The sequence below is a fragment of the Methylomonas montana genome (assembly GCF_030490285.1).
In the GTDB taxonomy this organism is placed as follows: Bacteria; Pseudomonadota; Gammaproteobacteria; order Methylococcales; family Methylomonadaceae; genus Methylomonas; species Methylomonas montana.
In genome coordinates this window covers 328,694-354,413 of record NZ_CP129884.1, presented here as the reverse complement: position 1 = coordinate 354,413, position 25,720 = coordinate 328,694, and the positions used below count along the sequence as shown (strand labels likewise).

Sequence of the window (25,720 nt, the reverse complement as noted above, 5' to 3'; positions counted from 1 at the left end):
ACGTATCACTGTTTCAAGCTTTATTCAATTATTCCTTCCAAATCGTCAATAAAACATCGCTTTCAGTTTTGCGTGCCAAACTCGCTGACCACGACAGTAATATTATCTCGGCCGCTTCTGCTAAGCGCCTGATTGATTAACGTCTCGGCAACGAATTGACAATTTCCGTTGGCCATCAGCGCGGCTATTTCAGCCTCGCTCAATTCCTTATCCAAGCCATCGCTACATAACAAATAACGATCGCCGGCTTCGGCTTGAAAATGAATAACGTCCAACGCCAACTCCTGCTGCCCGCCCACCGCGCGGGTAATGACATTGGCGCCGACTTGCTGCTCGGCGATTTCGCGAGTCATCAAGCCGGAATCCATTAATTCGTCGATCAAGGTGTGATCGCGGGTAATCTGTCTAAATTGGCCGCGACGTAATTGATACAAACGGCTATCACCAGCCCAAATCGCCGCGCACTCCCCGGCCTTTGCCAACAAAACCACCACCGTCGTGCCGATAATACTGCCCAGCTGTATGCCGGCGGCAAAGCGGCAAAGGTCTTCGTTGATTTTATGTAATCTGGCGCAAACGGCTTCAATTTGCTGGTCCAAGCTATCGGTCAATTCCAAGCTGGACAAATTATCGACCACCAGACGGCTAGCCAAATCGCCGGACTGATGCCCCCCCATGCCGTCAGCAACCACCCATAAGCCCTGAGCGGGACAATTCAGCATCGCGTCTTCATTCTGCTTGCGCTTGTTGCCAACCACCGTCACGCCATAAGAACTCCATATCGGCACGACCTGTGGCTCGGCAGGCGACAACAGTTCGGGTACCGATGCGTATTCCGGCTTAGAGCCATTCGAACCGGTTTCGACCGGCTTGATATTTTGAATCTGCTGGAAAGCCTGGCACTGCCACGCCCGACCGACTTGCGGCACGCCAGTTAAAAAACCCGCGTAAGCATCGATCGGCGGCAAGCCTTCGCAAAACAGCACATTAGGCCGGCTGGATTGTACGCCTTCTGTCGCCCAGATACTGTAACAAGGCAAAAACCGTTCGATCAGGCTCTGGCTTAAATGCGGAAATAAAAATTCGGTCTGATCCAAACCGTCCAAATCGTAGCGAAACGCCAGCTTGCCGCTGGCTTGACCGGCACCTAGCGTGGCATCAGCTTGAAAACCGGGGAGAGCGATGCCGTCCGGTTGGCCGATTTCGATCAGGCCCTTATCGAAGCCGTCAAGATCGAATGGCTCGTTCAACACCGACAGCGCCGCGTCTTCCAGTCGCGAAAACCAGGTTGAGTCCGGCAAAAACAGAGACATCAAATCGGCCGGAGCCATCGGTTGCGCCAAAGTCAAGGGATAGTAACGGCCCACCCTGTCGACGCTAGGCATCATCACTCCCGCCCAAGCGCTAGGACCGCATATTCCCGGACTAAACGCAAAACGCCAGAGCGGGCTGACTAAAAACAATGACAGCCAATTCTCGCCTAAAGTCTCCTGGCTCGATCTGAGAGAGGCCTGCAGCCACTGGTCCCAGGGATCGATAAACTGTCTGGGCAAGCGACGGCTGACAAAATCGCCCAAAGCAGGGACCTTCCCGAAAAACCCGACACTTGCCGATGGCAGCGCACTCACAAGGACTCCGGGCAACGAAAGCTTTGATATTCGCTAATACCGAATGGATTATTGACGCTGGCCGCGCGCAGTTCGAAACGGGCGCTAAAGCCTTCCAGTTGCACGGTTAGATTAAACCGGTCGGGCAAACTAGTCCGTTCGATATTGAACTCGTCGAACATTCTGAATAATGCCCACGCCCCCTCCTTGGAACGGCTGATTTGCTTGCCGTCCAGCGATTCGAACACCACCCGCACGCCAGCACTGTTATTGGTGCCGGGCCATTGGAACTTGGTCAATTGTTCTGGTCCGTGCCGATAGACCAACTCCTGCCCCTCGACATTTAATCGGAATGTACCGACCCTGTCGTCCAGCGATAAGGGTTTCAATTCGAATTGCACTTGCGGTACTGCGCCGCCAGCCGGAAAAAACGCATCGCGAATTTTCGACGCGATCTGGAACTGGCGGATACTGCCGGCCGATAATCCCAAGGCTTTATCGGAACTGAGTTCGCGCCATTGCACCGCCGCGGTATCGACAAAGGCTTTCAAATTGGTATTAAAAAACTGATCGACAATGCCGTTGGCGGCAAACACTTTACCGAAATCCGCCATCAATACATCTTGCTGGGTGCCTTTGGCAAACGGATAGCGCCCGGACAGTGCCGCCTTGCAAGGCAGCGTCACAGCGGTTTTCAACATTTCGTTCAATTGGCCTTTGGCGCCACTACGGATCTGCTGCCCGCCGGTACTGGTCAAGGCGTTAAGCGACGCGGCAATCGGTCCCGGCAACCGGGCAAATTCCATTTTCGCGGCTTGAATCGGATCGATACCGCCGCCGGCGAATCGGGCGGCCTCGGTGGATAAGGCTTGGCCGCCGCTATTAGGCGCGGAGCCGATTTGCATCAGATAATCGTGCAGGTTTTTGATGCTGGTCAGCGCGGAACCAATTGGGGCCGGGCGGTCGGCGGCGCCTCGCACTTGGATATTGAAAGGCTCGAAATAAGCTTCCAGCGCCTTGACCGGATCGATCCCGGTGTCGCCTTGCTTAGCCATTGCCAGTAATTTTTGGGTAGCCGCTTCCGCCACCGGCAAACCGCCGCCGGTCACTTTGGCAAGGCTATCGGCAAGCTCGGCGGACAGTTTGCTTAAAGAGGTATTTTTTTCGACCAATTCCAACAGCAGCTTTAATGGAGAATCGGGCCGAGACAGCAAATCCAGCGTATCGACCAGTTGATTGTTGGTCTGCTGCGGCCGAAACTTTACGGCGGTCAGTACGCCATCCCAAGCTTTCTGATAATCGGCCAGATACAAACGTTTGAAGTCGCCGTACAAACGATCGACTTCGACTAAACTATCGACCGCTTTTACACCCAGTACCCAATTCTGTTCGCTGGCTTCCTTGACGTAAAGCATGCCCTTTTTCAAAAACAGCTCGGTATAGCCGTAACTGGTGAATAAGCCGGGCACCACCAGCGTATCCAGTTCCTTGCCGCTGGCGGCCATGAATACCCGGCCGCCGTTCGGTGCCAATTGCGAGGCCACAAACAGATCGTGGCTGTGGTCGAACAAAGCCTCGCTCTTGAAGCGGCTGTAAACCTGATTGACCAACGGAATTTGGCTCAATTTATTGCGTACCGCAGCCACGAAACCGTTATCGATAGCCGCTGGATCGAGGTTTAAAGCCAACAGGTTGTCCAGATGGGCTTGCAATTTAGCCTGCGTTTCCGGATCGGTGGCGAATAGTTGCTCCCAATCGAGCTTGATCCAAGGTTGAGCGACTTTGGCATCCATCCGTTGCGGCTCGCCGAACATCAAATAAACCCGTAGCAGTTGATAAAGCACATCCAGATTGTTGCCCTCGTCGCCCTGCATCCGCTCCTTCAAGCGCTGGGTAATCAACGTTAAAAAACTCTCGCGCAGCAAACGCTGGTAAGCAACATCGACACCCGAACCGATTTTGTCGCCTTGATATAAGCCAAAACCCGCGGTCCAGCCGGCTTGCTGGTAGACATCCTTGGCGGCCAGCAAGGCATTCAGTTTGGGCAGCAGCGCCACAAAGCTGGAACGCGAATCGCTGGGCACTAGATTGCTGGATCGATAAACCTCGATCTGCTTTTCCACCTCGGCAATGGCTAGTTTGTTGGCAGTAAAACTGACAAACCAAAAAATCACGGCGATCGCGACTAAGGCAAAGGCTGCGGCGTAGGCGCCAATAGTCATCAAGCGATAACGACGTTCGACGCGCGGGTCGACGCCCACCATTTCGGCTTCGGGAAACACCACTTGCTTTAACAACTTGGTCAGAAAATAGCTTTTGCCGCGACCGCTCATCATAGGCGTTGCTTGGCGTTCCAATCTAAAGCTGGCCGCCAGTGCCGCCAATACCCGATCTATCGGAGTACCTTCCTGAGTACCGCTACTGAAATAGACGCCGCGCAGCAAAAAGGGCTCTTCGTAGCGATTGGTGGAAAAAGTCGCTTCCAGAAAGCTGGTCGCCACGTTTTTGAACATCATCATTTGCTGCGGAAAATCGAAGATGGCGGTGCGCCGCTGCACATCGCGCTCTTCTTGGATCCGCTTCAAGCGGCGTTGCAGCAATCGTTCGATCAATTCGTCATAGCTATGCTCGAATTGCTGTAAATGCGCGGCCAGGTCATCGGTATTGCTATCGGAACGGATAAACGTTTCGCCCCATACCTGGCTGCGCTCGTCTTCGGTCAAGTTGGCGAAAAAATCGGAAAAGCCGGCCACCAAGTCGGTTTTGGTGAACAATACGTACACCGGCAACTGCACGCCCAATTGACCGTTAAGTTCCATGATCCGCCGACGAATCGCCGCGGCATGCTGCCGCAATTCTTCCTCGGTTTGCTGAATCAAGTCGCTGATGCTGATCGCCACGAACACACCGTTCAAAGGCCTACGCGGACGATACTCTTTAAGCAATTGCAGAAAGCCATGCCATGCCGACGCGTCGACTTCCTGATGGCTATCCTGGGTGGTGTAACGACCGGCGGTGTCCAACAACACCGCCTCGTCGGCAAACCACCAATCGCAATCCCGCGTGCCGCTAACGCCTTTGACGGCGTGCTTACCGAGACGCTCCGCCAACGGAAAATGCAGGCCGGAATTAATCAAAGCCGTGGTTTTTCCGGAACCGGGTGCGCCGATAATGGCATACCAAGGCAATTCGTAAAGATACTGTTTGCCACCGCGCTGCTTGCGGCCGGTGGTTTTTAATAAGGTCAAGGCTTCTTCGAAACCGCGATGCAAAACATCCAGTTCGGCGGCCGATGCCGCGCGGGCATCGTTAGGTTCGGTAGCGCCTTCGCCGCCAGACAAATCGGCCATTAATTGCCGATCCCGCTTGTTCGATAATAAGTGCTTCAACAAACGATATATCAGCCAAAAGCCGATCAATAGCGCAATCGTAATAGCCCGACTTAACTCCGACTCCAGCGGTACACTGCCGGCTATGGCAATCAGCGGACCGATAAACCATATCAATATCGCTAAAACCACGATACCGATCAGTTCGAGAACCCATTTAGTTTTTAGAAAATTGATCATCCGTTCCACGCGCAATTCTCACTTTATCAAGATGTCAACACGGCGGTTAAACGCTCGGTGTTCGGCATTATCGTTGGGCTCCAGCGGTTCGCCGTCCGCGCGGCCTTCGGCACGCACCGTGCCGCTTAAATGAGCCGATTCCGTCAAAATAGTCAGTACGTTTTTAGCGCGAGACGTGGACAAATGCCAATTGGAAGGAAACCGAGCAGAGACGATAGGCTTGTCATCGGTATGGCCGGTGACCAGGATCGAATCCTGTTGATTCTCAAGCTCCTTGGCAATCTTTTTCACCATCGGTATAAATTCGGGCTTGACTTGATCGCTGCCGGACGCAAATGAATTACGGATGCGGATAATGCTATCGTCTACCACTTCGACCATGTTTCGGCTGATCTCGTCGCGCAATAATGGTTTAAAGCGTTCGGCCCGATGAGAGGGCTGGCTAATAACCGCGGGTGCGACGACCGGCTGAGCTGCTGCGATTTGGATTGGCTCCTTCGCCAGTTTCAATAATTCTTTATAGGCTGGGTCGGATGCCGAATTGATCAAAAAGGCAAAGCCCAAATAGCACAGCAACAGCAAGCCTCCGGCTATCGTTGCAAACACCCACAGCGGCACTTGCGACATGAGTGTGTTTTTTGCGCTTTTCTGCCCCTGCCAGCGCGGAGACAATTCCGGCGGAAAATCGCCTTTTACCCGCTGGATCAACTGAAAAAGCTCCAAGCGCTGCTTTTCCAGCTCGTTGACGCCGTTGGTCATTACCCGGTACTTGCCTTCAAATCCAAAGCTCAACAATACATAGCAAAATTCGATGAGATTTAGATTCTGTGCCGGTTGCTTGACCAAATGCTCGAGGATTTGAAAAAACCGTTCGCCGCCCCAGGCTTCTTTGTGGAATAGAATAAGCAAACTTTGATGCCCCCAGTTACTCTGAGAGCCCCAGGGTGTATTTTGTATCACTTCGTCCAGGAAGGTACACAAACCATAACTGGCCATGCGCGCTTGTTCCTGCTGAATACCGGAACTGAGCGCTCGGTTTTCAAACTCGCTGATTTCTTTAGCCAGCCGCTGCTTTAACTCGTCCACTCCGGCATAGCTAACAGTCACTCTGAGCCGAGCCGCCAAAGATAAAATGCCGGCGGACAAAGCCAGCAATGAGCTGGTGGTTACGCCAGGAAACGCATTAAGTACCGGGATATTTTGGTACGCAACAGGTTGTGCTTGCGGCGTCGGCGTTACGCGATTCTGGGTAGGCTGTTCCGGCAAACGACCTCCCGGAGAAGGCCGCAAAACTGTTTTATCGTCATCGCCGAAAGGACCATTTTGCGACATAACTCATTACCCTTTTTTAATTGCCCAAAATTCCAGCTCTAATCCCGGAAAATTGCCGCCGATATGAAACGCAAATCCGCCGGAATCCGTCATCTTTTTCCAATAAGGACTTTGCTTGTCTAATTCGAAATACGAACAGCCGGCATGATACGGCAATTGTCTTGGCGCCACCGGTAAAGGATGAATCGATATGCCTGGCAATGCGGCGGTGACTAGTTGGGTAATCTCTTCGACCGGTCCGATTTTGACTTGAGGCGGGAAATGAGTACGTAGCATTTCCGAAGACACTTGCGCGCTGGCGGCTAAAATGTAAATGGCTTGCTCTAGCAGCTTCACATCCGGACGGCCAGAGTAGTAGACCGACTGACTGTGTTTGTTGAGCGGAATTTGTATCGCGTTTTGCTCCAGCACCATGCTTAGCAAGCGCCGTAATTCATCTATTAAGGGGATGAAACAAACGCGTAAATCGTCGTGTTGATATTCTGGGAGTGCCACCGGGCGCTTATTCGGCCGATAAAACGTCGCCAAGTCTCCCATTAATTGCAAGCTTAAGGAGAATAAGCTCTCGGGATGCAATACCGCATCCGCGGCCAAGTGCCCCAACAACGGTTCGTAACGATTAATGGTTTGCAACAACATAAAATCCGCGACTTCCGCGACACCAGCACCTTGCGAAGCGCCTGCCACCCTCGCAGCTAGTGCTTCACCTCTGGTATGCAGTAGGCCTTGTAACTCCCGGACAAATCCCGCCAATAACGGGCTGGCAGCCGACTGTAATACGACTGGAATATACCTTTCATCCAGCACAACGGTCTTATCCGCCCGCACCTCCACAATATTAGCGATACCTAGGCAGAGATACCCGGATCTTTCTTGATTTCCAAGCAACAGTTTTGGACGAATACTACCAATCTGCACTGGATAGCGCCCATCGTAGCCGGCATTGTTATCCCTGACGTCCCTATGCGTAATTCGATATCTTGCCAAGCCATCCGGACTATTTTCACTATCCACTTCAGCTGCATCCGGACGGCTTAAGGGGAATGCTAAATATACGATTTCGTTGGATACTCCCGCTGGTACGTCGAGCGGTACCGGCAGTTCATCTTGACTAGGTAAATGAAACGGCGTCCCATCTTGAAAAATACCCCGCGCTTCGACCAGGCTGACTTTACCAATCGCTAGTTGGCCAGTATCGAATTTGAGCACCGAAAATCCCCAATCGTATGCCCTAATGCCCCGACAACGGCCATCTATGCGCGACTCGATATAACGATCATGTTGTTGAAAATGCTGAGGTCGAAGGAACATGCCCTCCGACCAAACGATCCTATTATTGATTGCCATACTTTGTTGAATTCTGGTTTTTATTAAAGGCGAATGCGGCGCTAGGAAACTCGGACATTATGCGAGCCGAGTAAAATCAGCGTCGCGAAAATAAGCGCATTTGTTTTTCGTATGCATCCGCAAACTCTTCGCCGAAGAAATCTTCCAAAGCCAAGGCTTTCAACTCGGGATATTTCTCACAGTATAGCTCCCAACATCGGGCCTTCTTTTGGAACAAAATACCTTCGCCCAATGTTTTTTCGATACATTCCGGATTGAATCGATGCAAAATTTCCGCTAATGAGGCTTGTATAGCGGCCGTCATCGCCACTTGATGATATTTGATATCCTTAAACGCCTCGTTAACCGCATCGTTCGGATGAATAAATGCTGGATTATTCGGCGCCAACATGAGCTTTAACACACTCTCTACGTCGGGATTGAATTTTAGCGGATTATTGTCAAATGAGCGGATTGTAGTAACGGAGACTCGAAATTCACTTTTCATTTCAGCCCTTGCTCTTAGCACATCCATTAGGCCTTCTATCAAACTGCGAAATAAAGCGCCGGCGGATTTCATAGCTTCCGCCCTTTGTTCCGGCGGTAAAAACGCGTGATCCTTTATCCCAGCGCCTTCTAAAAACGACAGCATTAGCTCTGCGGAAGCTGCCGCTATATTTGTATCCTCTATTCTCGACTGCGATTCTTTAACAACGCCAGCGCTCTGCGGCGGCTTGATCGACGCTGGTTCAAGCTTAAACACGTCGTCTGATAAGACATCTTGACGCTGTTGATTAGCAAACGATGCATTAGCTTCCAAATTCATTAAATCCGGATTTGGACTATCCGAGTTGAATGGCGTTTCTACGCTATTGGTAATTGACGGCAATGAATCCAAGCCCTTTAAAAACTCTGCGATATCTTTACTTCCCTCCTCAGCAGGCATCGCCGCAGGGAGAGAAAAACTATCGTTAAAAGGTGAACTAGGAGGCTGATCAGTAAATGGGGAAACTGGTAAGTCACTTGGTGCCACTATATTTAGAGGGCTAGCTAATACTGAGGCCCCCGCGTCGCTTAGCGGCGAGGAAAAAGGGGAAGAAAAATGATTTTCTATCTTTAATACATCTGCTTGGGCTTGGGCATCGGTCGTTACCTCTACCAAAACCTCATATTCACCGATGCGCAATATTTCGTTACCCTGTACGACTGCTTGCGCATTATTTAAATTGATGCCAGCGTTGACCAAATAAGTCCCGTTTTTACTAGTATCCTTAACGTAATATTGGCCATTCTCACAGGATATTTCGGCGTGATGCCCTGAAACAAAATTCTCGGCATCGGTTAACACTAAAGTGTTTCCGAGTTTACGCCCTATAGTGCCTCCGTGCTGGTCGAACTCGGCAGTCAATTCGCTAGATAAGGGCAAACCTTTGTAAGAAAGGACTTTCAATTTAAGCGGCACGATTATCTTCCTAACGTTGACTTAAGTTAATTGGCTCAACAAATCGCATGCGTTTTAATAAAAGCTACTTAGCAATTGCTCGTGATAATACTAATACTTTAATAAGTTTAGCGTTTTCGGCAATATCCGTTCATCTTTGCGCAACCCAATTACCTTCCTCAATATGCCCCGGTCATTATTGGTAACTGTTGATTGATCACTATTTTTAAGTTGAAAACTTGTTTATTGAGATTTTTTCAAACCTTCTTCTGTATTCGTCACCAACCCAGACATACATTCAACTACGCTTTCAACGTAATTTGCATGAGCATCCGCCAAGCTTTTGGGATCACCAAAACTTCCGCGTAAATCTTCCAATGTTTTTTTTGGATCCTTGGAATTAGTTAAATCCAGCATTTTCGCGTAATTCTTATAAGCCTCTCTTCTTTCGGGATCAAGTAAAAAAAATCCTGGCATATCGTTCGACGACTCTTCGACGACGCATTTCACCATTGTTTCGGGCGTAATTCCATAATCCTTAATATCCTTATCTTGCTCCATTTGTTTCAATACGGCGTTTTGATATTCTTCTTTTTCTGCACAACCGGCTAACACTAGCACCGCTAAAATCACTGACAATTTTTTCATTTTTTACTCGTAAATTTAACTATACAACCACAATGACTTCCATCATCGAACATCCCTTTTCATAAGGTACGTTCAATAAAAAAACCCCCGCTATCTTTCAATAGCGAGGGTTCCTAATTTCTTTCTAAGTTTTAAGGCTTAGAAAACTTTCACTATTAGATGAAAGTTGGGATTAATGGAGCATCAACTGTTACCAATTGACGGTTGCCATTTGCATCCCAGAAGAACAACAGACCTGCGAAGCGGCTGTCTGGATCGTAGATCAAGTCAGCTAAACGATATACTTCCCAAGCAGCGTCAGAAGCTGTAACTTCAACAGTACGGGTCTCACCTGGAGCCAGTGGGCTGTTGTCGCTAACAGTCAAACCTTCTTCTGCCAACAAGTCATCTGGATAAGCAGTTTCATCTTCATGAACAGCTGGATCCAAGAAACGTACGCCTGCAGTGTTGAACTCGCCCAAACGAACTGGTGAATCACCGTTGTTTGTGATGGTCAGAGTCATTTGCATTGCACGACCTGGTACACGGTATGTAGCGTCATCAACTTTAACTGAAACAGTAGCTTCAGGCATTTGATAAGTTTTCATACCACGCAGCAAACCAGCTTGCAGAGGAGTAGTTACAGGGTATTTTTCGTTGGTTGCGCCCATAGAAGCAGCAACGATAACCAGAGTACCTACACCGAACAGCATACCGATTTTTTTGTCGCCAGCTGAGATCAGAGAATCTGCTTTGCCGGTGCTAACTGCGATATGACGTGGAACGAACAATGGACGTTTGATCCAGAACAACAACCATGCGAACGCGATTGCGAACCATACTGCGTGCCAGAAATAAACGTTGTCCAGAGCATAGGTTTCCAAGTTGATTGTTTGACCTGTCAGAGTAGTAACAGGGTTAACAAACTCGCTCATAGAACCAGTAATGGTTACCCATTTGCCTGGGCCGATGATTGGACCACCGCCTTGTACGTTCATCATAGAGTGAACGTGCCAGTCACCAGGACGACGAGCTTTCAACAGAACTTTGAACTCATAAACTTCACCCAGTTCCAAAGAAACAGAACGAGGAACCAACTGACCACCAATCCAAGAACCAGCACGAATAAATACTGGACCAGGAATACCAACGTTCAAGAATGAAACTTCTGGTTTATCAACAGTTTCAGGCCATCCTGCGAATACCAGGAATTTACCGGAAATTGTCATAGTTTCGTTAACAGGCACTTCTTCTTTTGACCAGTTCAGGTCAAACCAGTGAATCGTCCGCATACGCATGAACGCAGCCTGGGATTTTTCACCGTGAGCAGATGCTGTTGGAGCGTAGAACATCGCTGCTGTCATGGCGACCAACAGTGCGACAAAGGACAGTTTTGCAACTTTGTCTTTTATTATTTTCATATTTCCTCCTCTATTACTAGAGAATTTTAATTAAGACTTTCTGGCGATTTAAGAATCACCAGGTTCATTTTCTTACTATTTTTCTAATTAAGACGCGTCGTCAGCGATGAAGTCGGTTTTAGCGAACCATCTGCCGAAGAAGTGCCACAAGAAGTAAATAATGATAGAAACGAATCCAGAGAAGAACGCTGATACAGGAGCAACGTCTTTACCGAAAGTTCTTAATGTACCTTTCTCTACCATACGGATGTATTCAGGTGTACCAGTACGAACATAGTGGTAACCTTGCAAGTCAGCCAGGGTCATCATCATGCCGTTGTATTCTACAGGCACGTGCAATGGAGCGATAACAGGCCAGTTACCTGGGTAGAACAACAAACCATAAGCCAAACCACCAACAACAGCGGTCAGAGTCATGCTGTTACCCATCATCAGGATAACGTCAAGAACGATAGCGCCTGGCAGCAGGTTAGATGGGAAGCAGATGTTAACTGGGAAGTATGTCCAGCCCCAGAAGTTCATGTAACGGTTGATCCACTCACCAATCATCAGAGCAACTACAGACAGAGTTGCGCCAACTGGCAAACGGTATCTCCACCACAAGCAAGCTTGAACAGCCGCAGGGAATGTAATAGAAACGATAGGTGCTACGGTTACCCACAGACGTCTATCTTTCCAGTCGGTCCAGAAGTCCCAGTCACCGCCAGTCAACATATAGTGAATGTGGTAACCGCCCAGAACCGCTGTGAACAGTGTAAAAAGAATCATCCAGTCAAACGTACGGGAAACTTGTACCGCTTCCGCACGTGAACGTACAGCTGATTGAGATGCGCTCATTAGCTTACCTCCTAAAGAATTAAAATTATATTTTTTCACTTCTCTCTTTATCCTACCGCCACTTCTTACAAGTAACGGCAGGAAAGGAGATAGTATTTTACTTTTAAAGATTAGCTAATTAGGCCAGATCTTTTTTCAGCAATTTGGTAATTGCCATTACTTCGGTGTTCACAACACCCATTATAGCCAGAGCAGCCCAACCAAAGAATACGAAACCGTAGTGCAATGGAGCAACGAACAACTCTTCCATAAACCAGAATGTGTGACCCCACTCATTCAAACCAACGTTTGGCAGAATCATGAAAGGACCGATAACCGCAATCAAATACATCAGGTGCAGACCTTCGTGGTATGTAGGCAGTCTTGTTTTTGCATACATGAAAGAAGCTGAACCAGTGATGATGTAGATTGGGTATGACAGATAGAACTCGATGATGTGACTTGGAGTAAAGTCAGTATCGCGAACGATTGTTTGGTGCCATGTACCATCTTGCTCTGTGAAGTAAGAAGCGCCCCAGTAGATAGCCCAACCGTAGCAAACCAACCATGTCCAATGTGTGAAATGTCTTCTCAACTCTTCACGTGGAGTGATTGACATAACTTTACGGTCACGAGTTTTCCAGATATAGCCATTGATACCAGCAAACAACAGTACTTCGATAACGATCTCGATGTACAGCATGTTCATCCAGTATGTTTCAAACTCTGGAGCAAATGAGTCTAAGCCAGCTGACCAGCCATAAACACCTTCGTACCAACGAATGAAAGAATAAAAAACCAAGTACAGGGTGATACCTGCCCACAGGTTTTTTTGATTTAAAAGCGGTGCTTCCGCAGCATCAGCCTTAACTGATTCAGTTGTAGCAGCCATTTCTACCTCCTAAAAGATTATCTAAATCCCCGATCGTATCGGGAGTTCTTTGTTTTTCCATTTTACTAGCCTTCTAATCGAAGACACCTCCATCCCTCAAGGTGCGTGGCAGTCTACCACCTGCCCATTCCTTGTCAAGATAATTTGATCATTTTTTATACGCATCTATTTATGGCCTCCAGTAACAATTGCCATAACAGTACTTGTAAAGTGAATTAAAATAAAGTTGAGTCAGGACCATGCTGCCACACGCTCTCATTCATCCCTTATAAATCATAAATCCGGTTTGAAAAACAATCCTTGGAACCTCAAATACGTGAGACTTTCCTCATGCCATTTATTGAGAAGCACACTCACATGAAGCGTGATAGCTAATCAGTATTTTGTCATATGAAACAGACAGCCGCCCCCCTGCTCGACGTTGTATCACGTAGTTTGACGCTAACAATTCATTCAACTGAGGGCAAACAACAAAAATCCATTACAACGCAGCCCCGCGTTTTCTGGGCATCTATGCGGTTCTTAAAGTTCTTTTGTATTGCTCTAGCCTCAACTCGCAGAGTTTCTTGCTGCCGATGTTATTCAATTCCCAATTTGCGTCCAAATTTGACGTAACATTGGCCGGCCACTAAAACCTCAAGGCAAAAAAAAGCCCGATCATAGCTGATCGGGCTTTTGTGATAAGAGCTTGGCGATGACCTACTTTCACATGGCAACCTGCCACACTATCATCGGCGCTAAGCGGTTTCACTTCCGAGTTCGGGATGGGATCGGGTGGTTCACGCTTGCTATGTTCACCAAGCAAACTGGTTAAGCGGGGCATTATCCCCCCACTGTCATGCTACAGGCTGGTCGTTTTATAACGACTGATGCTGCACCTCTCTCGCTCGGTCCACTTTCGTGGTGACGGTAGCTTTAGGGGGCGGCTTGCTGCCTGCTTTTCATGGAAATCTGTATCGAGTTTTTCGTTCTCTTGCGTTATCAGCTTACTGCCGTCTGACCTTACCCAAACGCATTGGGTGTTATATGGTCAAGCCTCACGGGCAATTAGTACACGTTAGCTTCACACATTACTGCGCTTCCACACCGTGCCTATCAACGTCGTAGTCTCCGACGGCCCTTCAGGGGACTTATAGTCCCAGTGAGATCTCATCTTGGGAGGGGCTTCCCGCTTAGATGCTTTCAGCGGTTATCCTGTCCGAACGTGGCTACCCGGCAATGCCATTGGCATGACAACCGGAACACCAGAGGTTCGTCCACTTCGGTCCTCTCGTACTAGAAGCAGCTTCCCTCAAATCTCAAACGCCCACGGCAGATAGGGACCGAACTGTCTCACGACGTTCTGAACCCAGCTCGCGTACCACTTTAAATGGCGAACAGCCATACCCTTGGGACCTGCTTCAGCCCCAGGATGTGATGAGCCGACATCGAGGTGCCAAACACCGCCGTCGATATGAACTCTTGGGCGGTATCAGCCTGTTATCCCCGGCGTACCTTTTATCCGTTGAGCGATGGCCCTTCCATACAGAACCACCGGATCACTAAGACCTACTTTCGTACCTGCTCGACTTGTCCGTCTCGCAGTCAAGCACCCTTATGCCTTTGCACTCATTGCCTGATTTCCGACCAGGCTGAGGGTACCTTCGTGCTCCTCCGTTACTCTTTAGGAGGAGACCGCCCCAGTCAAACTACCCACCAGACACTGTCCCTAACCCGGATAACGGGTCGAGGTTAGAACTCCAAACATACCAGGGTGGTATTTCAAGGTTGGCTCCACGAGAACTGGCGTTCCCGCTTCAAAGCCTCCCACCTATCCTACACAAGTAGGTTCAAAGTCCAGTGTCAAGCTATAGTAAAGGTGCACGGGGTCTTTCCGTCTAGCCGCGGGTACACTGCATCTTCACAGCGATTTCAATTTCACTGAGTCCCAGGTGGAGACAGTGTGGCCATCGTTACGCCATTCGTGCAGGTCGGAACTTACCCGACAAGGAATTTCGCTACCTTAGGACCGTTATAGTTACGGCCGCCGTTTACTGGGGCTTCGATCAAGAGCTTCTCCGAAGATAACCCCATCAATTAACCTTCCAGCACCGGGCAGGCGTCACACCCTATACGTCCACTTTCGTGTTTGCAGAGTGCTATGTTTTTGCTAAACAGTCGCAGCCACCGATTTTTTGCAACCCTCTTTCGCTCCAAGAGCAAGTCTCTTCACGACATGAGGGCATACCTTCTCCCGAAGTTACGGTATCATTTTGCCTAGTTCCTTCACCTGGGTTCTCTCAAGCGCCTTAGAATTTTCATCCCACCCACCTGTGTCGGTTTAGGGTACGGCCACTAGTAACCTGAAGCTTAGAGGTTTTTCCTGGAAGCAGGGCATCTATCACTTCGCTGTTCTTTCGAACCGCTCGTCATCACGTCTCGGCATAGAGCACCCCGGATTTGCCTAAGATGCATGCCTACCTGCTTAAACGGCCACTTCCAACCGACCGCTGATATAGCCTTCTCCGTCACCCCATCGCAGTTACTACTGGTACAGGAATATTAACCTGTTTTCCATCGACTACGCTTTTCAGCCTCGCCTTAGGTGCCGACTAACCCTGCGTCGATTAACGTTGCGCAGGAAACCTTGGGTTTTCGGCGAGGGGGTTTTTCACCCCCTTTATCGTTACTTATGTCAGCATTCGCACTTCCGATACCTCCAGCACACTTCTCAATGCACCTTCGCAGGCGTACGGAACGCTCCTCTACCACTCACACTTACGTGTAAATCCGTAGCTTCGGTACTATGCTTAGCCCCGGTAAATCTTCCGCGCAGACCGACTCGACCAGTGAGCTATTACGCTTTCTTTAAAGGATGGCTGCTTCTAAGCCAACCTCCTGGCTGTCTGTGCCTTTCCACATCGTTTCCCACTGAGCATAGATTTGGGGACCTTAGCTGACGGTCTGGGCTGTTTCCCTTTTCACGACGGACCTTATCACCCGCCGTGTGTCTCCCGTGCTGGCACTTGCTGGTATTCGGAGTTTGCATCGGGTTGGTAAGTCGGGATGACCCCCTAGCCGAAACAGTGCTCTACCCCCAGCAGTGATACACGAGGCGCTACCTAAATAGCTTTCGAGGAGAACCAGCTATCTCCGAGCTTGATTAGCCTTTCACTCCGATCCACAGCTCATCCCCGTCTTTTTCAACAGACGTGGGTTCGGCCCTCCAGTTAGTATTACCCAACCTTCAGCCTGGCCATGGATAGATCGCCCGGTTTCGGGTCTACACCTTGCGACTAAACGCCCTATTAAGACTCGCTTTCGCTACGCCTCCCCTATTCGGTTAAGCTTGCCACAAAATGTAAGTCGCTGACCCATTATACAAAAGGTACGCAGTCACCCCACGAAGGGGCTCCCACTGCTTGTACGCATACGGTTTCAGGTTCTATTTCACTCCGCTCTCCGCGGTTCTTTTCGCCTTTCCCTCACGGTACTAGTTCACTATCGGTCAGTAAGGAGTATTTAGCCTTGGAGGATGGTCCCCCCATATTCAGTCAAAGTTTCACGTGCTCCGACCTACTCGATTTCACTAAAAACAGGTTTTCGTGTACGGGGCTATCACCCTGTATCGCCGGACTTTCCAGACCGTTCCACTAACCTAATTCTAGCTTAAGGGCTAGTCCCCGTTCGCTCGCCACTACTTAGGGAATCTCGGTTGATTTCTTTTCCTCCGGGTACTTAGATGTTTCAGTTCTCCGGGTTCGCTTCAGTGAGCTATGTATTCACTCAAAGATGACCAACTTATGTTGGCCGGGTTTCCCCATTCAGAGATCTCCGGATCAAAGGCTGTTTGCCGCCTCCCCGAAGCTTATCGCAGGCTACCACGTCTTTCATCGCCTCTTACTGCCTAGGCATTCACCGTATGCGCTTATTCACTTGACCATATAACCCGAATACGTCTGCTTTCACTCGGCCTTGGAGGTTAATCCTGAGCTTTACTAGGCTTTCTATTTAAGTTATTTGTCAGCTGACATTTTCGCTGATTTTTTCTGCTTGAGAACGACATGCCGTTTACTTCTTGTCTTTATCTTTCGATAATGACGCGTTATAAACCGCAACTCGTTTCAGTTTCGATCATTGCTGATCGTTACTATAGTTACAGATTTCCATATTGTTAAAGAGCTATTGGTACGAATACCAATGCTATAAAGTCTTTATCTTTACCTTAAAGATAAAACCCTATAGCGCTGATGTTCTGACACCTCTCATCGACGACACTTTTCACACTCACCGCTCAACCGATGTTGGCTTGATGGTGGAGCCAGGGAGGATCGAACTCCCGACCTCCTGCGTGCAAGGCAGGCGCTCTCCCAGCTGAGCTATGGCCCCGAATAGACTAAAGACTTTCGCCTTTTTTCGTTAGTTGGTGGGTCTGGGAGGAGTTGAACCTCCGACCTCACCCTTATCAGGGGTGCGCTCTAACCAACTGAGCTACAGACCCAGGTGCGTCTTTCAATCGAAATAATTTGTTGTGAGTACGTATGACAGTTGCTCTGTCTTTGTAAGGAGGTGATCCAGCCCCAGGTTCCCCTAGGGCTACCTTGTTACGACTTCACCCCAGTCATGAATCACAAAGTGGTAAGCGCCCTCCCGAAGGTTAAACTACCTACTTCTTTTGCAACCCACTCCCATGGTGTGACGGGCGGTGTGTACAAGGCCCGGGAACGTATTCACCGCGGCATTCTGATCCGCGATTACTAGCGATTCCGACTTCACGCAGTCGAGTTGCAGACTACGATCCGGACTGGGACCGGCTTTCTGGGATTAGCTTACTCTCGCGAGTTCGCAGCCCTCTGTACCGGCCATTGTAGCACGTGTGTAGCCCTACCCATAAGGGCCATGATGACTTGACGTCGTCCCCACCTTCCTCCGGTTTATCACCGGCAGTCTCCCTAGAGTTCCCGCCATTACGCGCTGGCAACTAAGGATAAGGGTTGCGCTCGTTACGGGACTTAACCCAACATTTCACAACACGAGCTGACGACAGCCATGCAGCACCTGTCTCAGAGTTCCCGAAGGCACTCCGCTATCTCTAACAGATTCTCTGGATGTCAAGGGTAGGTAAGGTTCTTCGCGTTGCATCGAATTAAACCACATGCTCCACCGCTTGTGCGGGCCCCCGTCAATTCATTTGAGTTTTAGCCTTGCGGCCGTACTCCCCAGGCGGTCAACTTAATACGTTAGCTCCACTACTAAGTTCTTTAAGAACCCAACAGTTAGTTGACATCGTTTACGGCGTGGACTACCAGGGTATCTAATCCTGTTTGCTACCCACGCTTTCGTACCTCAGCGTCAGTTTTAGTCCAGAGAGCCGCCTTCGCCACTGGTGTTCCTTCAGATCTCTACGCATTTCACCGCTACACCTGAAATTCCACTCTCCTCTACTAAACTCTAGTGACCCAGTATCAAATGCAGTTCCCAGGTTAAGCCCAGGGCTTTCACATCTGACTTAAATCACCGCCTACGCACGCTTTACGCCCAGTAATTCCGATTAACGCTTGCACCCTCCGTATTACCGCGGCTGCTGGCACGGAGTTAGCCGGTGCTTCTTGTATAGGTAATGTCAGTCTACCGGGTATTAGCCGATAGGTATTCCTTCCTATTGAAAGTGCTTTACAACCCTCAGGCCTTCTTCACACACGCGGTATTGCTGGATCAGGCTTTCGCCCATTGTCCAATATTCCCCACTGCTGCCTCCCGTAGGAGTCTGGGCCGTGTCTCAGTCCCAGTGTGGCTGATCATCCTCTCAGACCAGCTATGGATCGTCGCCTTGGTAGGCCTTTACCCTACCAACTAGCTAATCCAACATAGGCTCATCTATTAGCGCGAGGTCCGAAGAGCCCCCGCTTTCCCCCGTAGGGCGTATGCGGTATTAGCGTGAGTTTCCCCACGTTGTCCCCCACTAATAGGCAGATTCCTATGCATTACTCACCCGTCCGCCACTCGTCAGCGCCCGAAGGCCTGCTACCGTTCGACTTGCATGTGTTAAGCATACCGCCAGCGTTCAATCTGAGCCATGATCAAACTCTTCAGTTTAATTTTAACTTGTTACTAAATAAGATTAGTAACCAATCTTGGCTCGACTACAGAACATCTTTTCTTGCGAATTGACGTGGTTTTCTGTGTCGACTATTTCTATACAGAACATAGCCATCACACATACCCACACAAATTATTTCGATTTAGTTTGTTAAAGAGCCAGGGCATTTCGCCCTGTTGAGCCGACATATTCTACAGCGTTTTCAGTGTTTGTCAAATTTATTTTTAAGTCATTTCAAAAAACCGAAACACCAAAAAACAAAACCAACCTAAACACCACCAACCCACCGAACCCAGTCGACCGCTTCACCGTCAAAACCAACCTGCCTGAGCAGTGAAGAGCCGCTCATTATACATCCCACTCACACCAAGTCAAGCATTAATTCTATCCGCGCGAACTTCACGCCTTTCGTGAACGCGGATGTGCCTGGTCGTATACAGCAGCTAGGTGTTGAAAATCCAGATGCGTATATATTTGAGTCGTGGCGATATTACTGTGCCCTAATAACTCTTGAACAGCCCTTATATCTTGGCTAGCCTCAAGAAGATGGCTGGCAAACGAATGCCGCAACATATGTGGATGGAGATGCTCCGCTATTCCCTTACTTTTTCCCCAACGATCCAATCTTAGCTGCACGCTTCTTTGAGTTAAGCGGCGCCCCTGAGCAGTAATAAAGACCGCTTGCTCATAAACATCAGACCGATGACCTAGCCAAACCTTTAATGCTTCAAGTGCTTTCTCGCCAACCGGCAACTGTCTTTGCTTGCCGCCTTTGCCAAAACGCACTCTCAAAAATCCTTCTTTAAAATCGATGTCGGCCAGATCAAGCATCACCAATTCACTCAATCGCAGTCCTGAGGAATAAAACAATTCGAACATCGCCAGATCACGGATCTCTAAAACCGAATCAGGGGCCGCATTCAGCATTCCGGTGATCTGATCAACATCCAACACATTAGGAAGCCTCTTCGATACCTTTGGCGCCTGCACATGTTGCGCGGGGTTATGCTCTACCTGGTGAGTTTTGCTTAAAAACCGATAAAAGCTGCGTAACGCTGCAAGCTCTCGCTGGATTGTTTTGCTGCTAATACCATTTTTGTGACGCCCGGCAATATATCGCCGCACATCGTTTACCTGCACTTGCTGCCAATACATAAGCGCTTGCGTACTACAAAAGCCCCCAAATCGAATTAAATCTCGCCGATAATTTGACGATGTATGTTCGGCAACGCGCTTTTCTGAGCTCAAATAGCGAAAATACGACTGTAACGCTAAGTCCGCATCGGCATGCATGACGCTCAATCCATTTGTTGTAGCAAAGAAATCAAGCGCGTCCCGATAATCTCGCTCATTTGCGTAAGAAATATGCTCCCCATACTGTAATGAAACCTTGTTTCATCGCGACTGCCAATCGCTAATAGCCCATCAAGTTGCGTAAACACCATGGGAATGATCGCGCACGAGCGAACTTCAGCCGCCACATCCCCAAACAAAAACCTTGCTTGCGCCAGCGTTGGCCTGCCGCATTTCGGCTGACTCGTTGCCATTTCATGGGAAAAATGCTTCAGATTATCGTCATCCGAACTGACAAATAAATTGCTGATCGGCGACGCCGGGCGCTCCTTAATAATTTTTATGGCGACAAAATCGGTTAGAAAACATTCGGCCAATACTTCGCTCAAATTAGCAACCGCGTCTTCCAAGGAATTCGCCTCAAGCATCGCTAAAGTCAATTCATGCATCCGATTGAATGAGGCATCGTTTTCCCTGGCGATATCGATCAATGCGGTCAATTGATTTTCCTGCTCCTGATGCTTAGCCCTGAAAATCTCGAGTTGCTTGGAAATCAACGATATTGCATTACCGCTCGGATGCGGGATATGCATAGTCTCCAACAAATCGAGATGATTCTGGAAAAACTCAGGATGCTCCTGCAAATAAACTTTAACTTGCACGTCGGTTAATGGCGTCTGTTGCTCGTCACTCATAGCTGTATTTGTCCTTCGAATACTGAGGTAGCCGGTCCAGTCATCAGCACAGGATGACCGCGCCCCAACCAGTTGATTTTTAATTCGCCTCCCGGCAAGCCAACCTGAACATCGTGCTCTAACAAGCCTTGCTCGATTCCCGCCACAACAGCCGCGCACGCTCCGCTACCACATGCCAGAGTTTCCGCCGCGCCACGCTCGTATACGCGCAACTTGACTTGCCGCCGGTTAACAATTTGCATGAAACCGATATTTGCCCGCTCGGGAAATAATTCATGACACTCTAACTGAGCACCAATAGTCGCTACGGGAGCAATGGCCACATCATCGACCTGAATAATCGCATGCGGATTACCCATGGAAACGGCGGCAAACTCAACCTCCGCCTCCGCCAGCTTTGCTTTATACAGTTTAGCTGGTTCGGCAATATTTAAAGGTATTTGCGCCGGTTGATGCCGCGGCACCCCCATATTGACAGTAATCAAACCTTCCGTATCAAACCGCAATACTAATTGGCCGGCGTCGGTATCGACCACAATCTCATCGTTATTGCTTAGCCTCTTGTCGCGTACGAAACGAGCAAAGCAACGCGCACCATTACCGCACTGCGCAACTTCACTACCATCGGCGTTGAAAATCCGATATTTAAACTCGGCATTGTCACTAAATGGCTTTTCCACCAACAGCAACTGATCGCAACCCACGCCAAAATGACGATCCGCTATGAATCGAATCTGCGAGGCCGTCAATTGAATTTGCTGATTGATACCATCAATCACAACAAAATCATTACCCAAACCGTGCATTTTGGTGAAACTAATCTTCATAAACACCTCACGGTAAAAGCTGCTCACCAACCCATAATTGATCGAGACTTTCCCTCGCCCTGATGAGATAAGCTTGATCGCCATCGACCATCACTTCGGCCGCTCGCGGCCGAGAGTTGTAATTGGAACTCATGGTAAATCCGTAAGCACCCGCCGACCGGACCGCTAATAAATCGCCTTGCGCTAACGTTAATGAGCGATTCTTACCCAGGAAATCGCCGGTTTCGCAGACCGGCCCGACAATATCCCACTCAAGCGCTGGCTGATTACTATCAAGCTTCACCGGAACAATATCTTGCCAAGCGCCATATAAAGCCGGCCTGATCAAATCGTTCATCGCAGCATCGACCACGGCAAAATTTTTATTGGCCGTGGGCTTGAGATATTCCACGCTAGTCAACAATATTCCAGCGTTACCCACGATGGCTCGCCCCGGCTCCAGTAAAATTTCAAAATCGCGTTTGCCAAGGCGTTGCAAGATGGCTTCGATATAATCGGCTGGCTGCGGCGGTTGTTCGCTGCGATAGCAAATACCCAATCCACCGCCTAAATCCAGGTGGCGTAGCGTAATGCCTTCGGCTTGCAACGAGTCGACCAGCACCAGCACTCGATCCAAGGCATCCAAAAAAGGCGTCGTTTCAATGAGCTGGGAGCCGATATGACAATCGATACCGACCACTTCAACATTAGCCATACTTGCGGCTCGCCGATATTCGTGAATCGCCTGCTCGATATCGATACCGAATTTGTTCTCTTTCAAGCCGGTGGAAATATACGGATGCGTCTTGGCATCGACATCGGGATTGACCCGGAAAGACACGGGCGCAACCACACCCAATTGACCGGCTAGCCGGTTGATTCGGTCAAGCTCGCCGCTGACTTCCACATTAAAACAGCGTATCCCGGTTTGCAGCGCCGCTAAAATTTCATCTTCGCGCTTGCCCACGCCGGAAAATACAATTTTGTCCGGACTACCGCCGGCCGCCAATACCCGCCGCATTTCCCCGACCGATACGATGTCGAATCCCGAACCTAATCGCGCCAACACATTCAGAATGGCTATATTGGAGTTTGCTTTTACCGCATAGCAAATCAGATGCGGGCGCTCGCCAAAAGATTGATCGAAGGCTTGCCAGTGCCTCTCCAGCGTGGCCCGCGAATAGATATAGCAAGGAGTACCGTAGCTTGCAGCAATTTGGTCGACAGGAATGCCTTCGGCAAACAATACGTGTTGCCGGTAATTAAAAAAATCCATGGTTTATTGGTCTTGTTTAGGTACGTAAATCGGCGGAGGACTATCGGGCATATACAAAGGGCCGGTCTGGCCACAAGCCTGTAACAGCAGTGTCCACAAAATCAGCATTATCAATTTGTTGTTCGTCATGGCTTGAAACGATACGGATACACAGGGTTGACGAATATAGCACAGCCACAACCACAAAAGGAACGAACGCATACGCCAACAATCGCTTCACCAATCCATAAAAAAAGGGGGCAAGAAGCCCCCTCTCCACAATACAGCCTAACGTTAAATTATTTAGCAGTTAGAGAATCTTTCACCACTTTGGGGGTAATAAATACCAATAACTCTTTTTTGTTATCGGTTTTGATACTCTTTTTGAACATCCAGCCAATTACCGGTAAGTCCGAGACCCAAGGAACGGTATTGTAAGAATCCTGTACAGTCGATTCATAAATACCGCCCAATACGACCGTTTCGCCATCTTCAACCTGCACTTTGGTTTTCAATTGTCGAGTATCGATCGGCACCGTCGCATTGCCACCGGTCGCCAAAGGCGTTCCCGGAGAGTCCTTCTTAATATCGAGCAGCATGATGACGCTGCCGGTTGGCGTGATTTGCGGCGTAACTTTCAACTCCAATACCGCATCGACCAACTCGGTCACCGGACCGCTAGCTTGACTTTGAGTTTGGTAAGGAATTTGCACCCCTTGCTTGATGGATGCCTCCACCCTATCACTGGTCATAACCCGAGGGTTGGATACCAACTCGCCTTTACCATCGTCCTGCAAAGCATTGATTTCGAGATTCAACAAATAATCGGCACCTCTGGCCAGAGTCAAAGCCAATGCACCGCCACTAGACGCCGCCAATGCAGACCCCATATCCGCTAAAATTTGCGAATTTTCGCTGGTTTCCACACCGCTGCCTGTCATGCCATACTGAGTGCCACTGTTCACATCGGCTTTATGAGCCACGCCGAACTTGGTACCCAGATTTTGGGCAAACGAAGTATCGGCAATCACAATCCGCGACTCAATCATTACCTGCCGTACTGGCACATCCAGCAGTTTGATCATTTTACGAATGTCTTCCATGGCCTTCGCAGTATCCTTGACAATCAGCGTGTTGGTTCTAGCATCGACAATGGCTGTGCCGCGCGGTGAAAGCAATCTCATGCTCGTCGCCACACCAGCTTGCCCAGGCAGCCCGCCCAAACCCGGCTGCGCCCCACCACCTAGACCGCCACCTGCGCCACCACCACAACCGCCGCCTGCGCCGCTAGTGCCGCCGCCGGCGCCGGACTGACCACCTTGCGAGTTATTACCGACCCCTATCAACACACCGCAAATTTCACCGGCTCTCGCATAATTGATCTGAATATTTTCGGTTTTTAAAGGCTCAAGTTCTTCAAAGATTTTTTTTGAATCCAGCTCTTCCTGCTCGATTTTCATAATTTCGGCAACCGGCGCCACCATCACCACATTGCCGCTTTGTCTTTTCGCCAGACCTTTCGACTTTAAGATCAATTCCAAGGCTTGGTCCCAAGGCACATCGTTCAAGCGTAGCGTCACATTTCCGGCCACGGAATCGGCGGCAATAATATTAAGCTCAGTAAAATCGGCCAGAATTTGTAATACCGAACGCACCTCGATATCCTGAAAATTCAGTGACAATTTGTTGCCAACATAAGGAAATTTTTCTCTTTGTTGGGCTTCTTTTTCCGCCGGCGTCAATGGCCTAAATTCGACCGTCAATAAATTATCGGATTGGTAAGATGAGTAATCGTAATTGCCGTTGTTCGGCGTAATCGCGATATTAACGCTATCCCCCCTTGGAGATGCTTCGATCTTTTGCACCGGCGTAGCAAAGTCAGACACGTCAAAACTCTTGACCAAAGAGCCAGGCAATTTTGTATTGAGAAAATTCAATACAACTTTCCCGCCCTGTTGCTTGGTATCGACCACGGTATTAGGTGCCGATAGGCCAATTAACAAGCGCCCCTCACCGTTAGGACCTCGTCTAAAATCGATACTTTTGATGTTTTGTTCAGGCAAGAACTTGCTGATCACTGAGTCTTTATTTGCCGATGTTTGCTGTACAGCATGGCTAACTGCCGCGACAGCTCCAGTGGACTTCAATACCACATAAAACTTATTGCCCTCGATCCTGGTTTCATAGGGTACTTTTTCAACCAGATTGATAATGACCCGGGTACGTCCGGAAGCTTCAACCACGTAGACGGTACCTGCGGCACCTTGATTGATCGGAAAATTTTTTTTGACCAGATTACTTCTAACACCGGCAAAATCCAATGCAATTCTGGACGGATTGTCTGTCTGGAATATTTTCGGTGGTATGACCGGCCCGCCCATTTCCAATTGGACTTGTACCTGATTGCCAGCCAGGGTGGAAAATTCCAAATTATTGATCACCCCATCGTCCGCTCTGACTAGCGTGGATTGCACCGATAGCAGCACCAACAACGTTGCCAATAAGCGCCAAACAACATGGCCCGCAAATTTCCATTCTTTATTATTTTGTTGAGTTCTCAT

The 25,720-nt window shown here is 49.2% G+C and carries 15 protein-coding genes, 2 tRNA genes and 3 rRNA genes; all 20 read right to left on the bottom strand.

Annotation, left to right across the window (positions count from 1 at the left end; genetic code table 11):
* Positions 1-62: 62 nt before the first annotated feature.
* The 20 genes from tagF to pilQ all read right to left on the bottom strand — a co-directional run bounded on the left by tagF (position 63) and on the right by pilQ (position 25,720).
* A complete protein-coding gene (gene tagF / locus QZJ86_RS01690) occupies positions 63-1,628 on the bottom strand; it encodes a type VI secretion system-associated protein TagF (RefSeq protein WP_301935941.1) in 1,566 nt (521 codons plus the stop codon).
* On the bottom strand, positions 1,625-5,176 hold the full coding sequence (tssM, locus tag QZJ86_RS01685; protein ID WP_301938866.1) for a type VI secretion system membrane subunit TssM: 3,552 nt from the start codon (positions 5,174-5,176) through the stop codon (positions 1,625-1,627). Before tssM ends, tagF begins: the two co-directional genes overlap by 4 nt.
* A gap of 18 nt (positions 5,177-5,194) precedes the next feature.
* Entirely contained in the window at positions 5,195-6,508 is a 1,314-nt protein-coding gene (gene icmH / locus QZJ86_RS01680) for a type IVB secretion system protein IcmH/DotU (RefSeq protein ID WP_301935940.1), read from the bottom strand.
* 6 nt (positions 6,509-6,514) lie between these two features.
* The gene (gene tssK, locus QZJ86_RS01675) at positions 6,515-7,855 is read right to left on the bottom strand and encodes a type VI secretion system baseplate subunit TssK (protein WP_301935939.1); all 1,341 of its coding nucleotides are present in this window, start codon (positions 7,853-7,855) and stop codon (positions 6,515-6,517) included.
* A gap of 76 nt (positions 7,856-7,931) precedes the next feature.
* Positions 7,932-9,296, bottom strand: coding sequence for a type VI secretion system-associated FHA domain protein TagH (gene tagH / locus QZJ86_RS01670; RefSeq protein WP_301935938.1), 1,365 nt, complete (start codon positions 9,294-9,296; stop codon positions 7,932-7,934).
* Positions 9,297-9,518: 222 nt separating this feature from the next.
* Positions 9,519-9,923 (bottom strand): hypothetical protein, encoded by a 405-nt coding sequence (locus QZJ86_RS01665; RefSeq protein WP_301935937.1) that lies wholly within the window; start codon positions 9,921-9,923, stop codon positions 9,519-9,521.
* A gap of 155 nt (positions 9,924-10,078) precedes the next feature.
* Positions 10,079-11,323, bottom strand: a complete 1,245-nt coding sequence (gene amoB / locus QZJ86_RS01660; protein ID WP_301935936.1) for a bacterial ammonia monooxygenase, subunit AmoB — start codon at positions 11,321-11,323, stop codon at positions 10,079-10,081.
* 87 nt (positions 11,324-11,410) lie between these two features.
* Positions 11,411-12,160, bottom strand: a complete 750-nt coding sequence (amoA, locus tag QZJ86_RS01655; RefSeq protein WP_301935935.1) for a bacterial ammonia monooxygenase, subunit AmoA — start codon at positions 12,158-12,160, stop codon at positions 11,411-11,413.
* 118 nt (positions 12,161-12,278) lie between these two features.
* Positions 12,279-13,031 (bottom strand): bacterial ammonia monooxygenase, subunit AmoC, encoded by a 753-nt coding sequence (gene amoC, locus QZJ86_RS01650; RefSeq protein WP_301935934.1) that lies wholly within the window; start codon positions 13,029-13,031, stop codon positions 12,279-12,281.
* A 686-nt stretch (positions 13,032-13,717) separates the two neighbouring features.
* Positions 13,718-13,833: ribosomal RNA gene (gene rrf, locus QZJ86_RS01645) — 5S ribosomal RNA — on the bottom strand.
* Positions 13,834-14,057: 224 nt separating this feature from the next.
* Positions 14,058-16,952, bottom strand: a 23S ribosomal RNA gene (locus QZJ86_RS01640).
* Positions 16,953-17,323: 371 nt separating this feature from the next.
* Positions 17,324-17,399: transfer RNA gene (locus QZJ86_RS01635), tRNA-Ala, on the bottom strand.
* Between the two features lie 35 nt (positions 17,400-17,434).
* A tRNA-Ile gene (locus QZJ86_RS01630) sits at positions 17,435-17,511 on the bottom strand.
* Between the two features lie 61 nt (positions 17,512-17,572).
* Positions 17,573-19,106, bottom strand: a 16S ribosomal RNA gene (locus QZJ86_RS01625).
* The 16S, 23S and 5S rRNA genes sit together here with 2 tRNA genes alongside, the layout of an rRNA operon.
* A 403-nt stretch (positions 19,107-19,509) precedes the next feature.
* Positions 19,510-20,403, bottom strand: coding sequence for a tyrosine recombinase XerC (gene xerC, locus QZJ86_RS01620; RefSeq protein WP_301935933.1), 894 nt, complete (start codon positions 20,401-20,403; stop codon positions 19,510-19,512).
* Positions 20,404-20,408: 5 nt separating this feature from the next.
* Positions 20,409-21,098 carry a DUF484 family protein gene (locus tag QZJ86_RS01615; protein ID WP_301935932.1) on the bottom strand — a complete coding sequence of 230 codons (690 nt, stop codon included), beginning with the start codon at positions 21,096-21,098 and terminating at the stop codon, positions 20,409-20,411.
* Positions 21,095-21,925 (bottom strand): diaminopimelate epimerase, encoded by an 831-nt coding sequence (gene dapF, locus QZJ86_RS01610; RefSeq protein WP_320415857.1) that lies wholly within the window; start codon positions 21,923-21,925, stop codon positions 21,095-21,097. Before dapF ends, QZJ86_RS01615 begins: the two co-directional genes overlap by 4 nt.
* Positions 21,926-21,932: 7 nt before the next feature.
* Positions 21,933-23,180, bottom strand: coding sequence for a diaminopimelate decarboxylase (lysA, locus tag QZJ86_RS01605; RefSeq protein WP_301935931.1), 1,248 nt, complete (start codon positions 23,178-23,180; stop codon positions 21,933-21,935).
* A gap of 3 nt (positions 23,181-23,183) precedes the next feature.
* A complete protein-coding gene (gene lptM, locus QZJ86_RS01600; RefSeq protein WP_301939077.1) occupies positions 23,184-23,288 on the bottom strand; it encodes an LPS translocon maturation chaperone LptM in 105 nt (34 codons plus the stop codon).
* A 170-nt stretch (positions 23,289-23,458) separates the two neighbouring features.
* The gene (gene pilQ, locus QZJ86_RS01595) at positions 23,459-25,720 is read right to left on the bottom strand and encodes a type IV pilus secretin PilQ (protein WP_301935930.1); all 2,262 of its coding nucleotides are present in this window, start codon (positions 25,718-25,720) and stop codon (positions 23,459-23,461) included.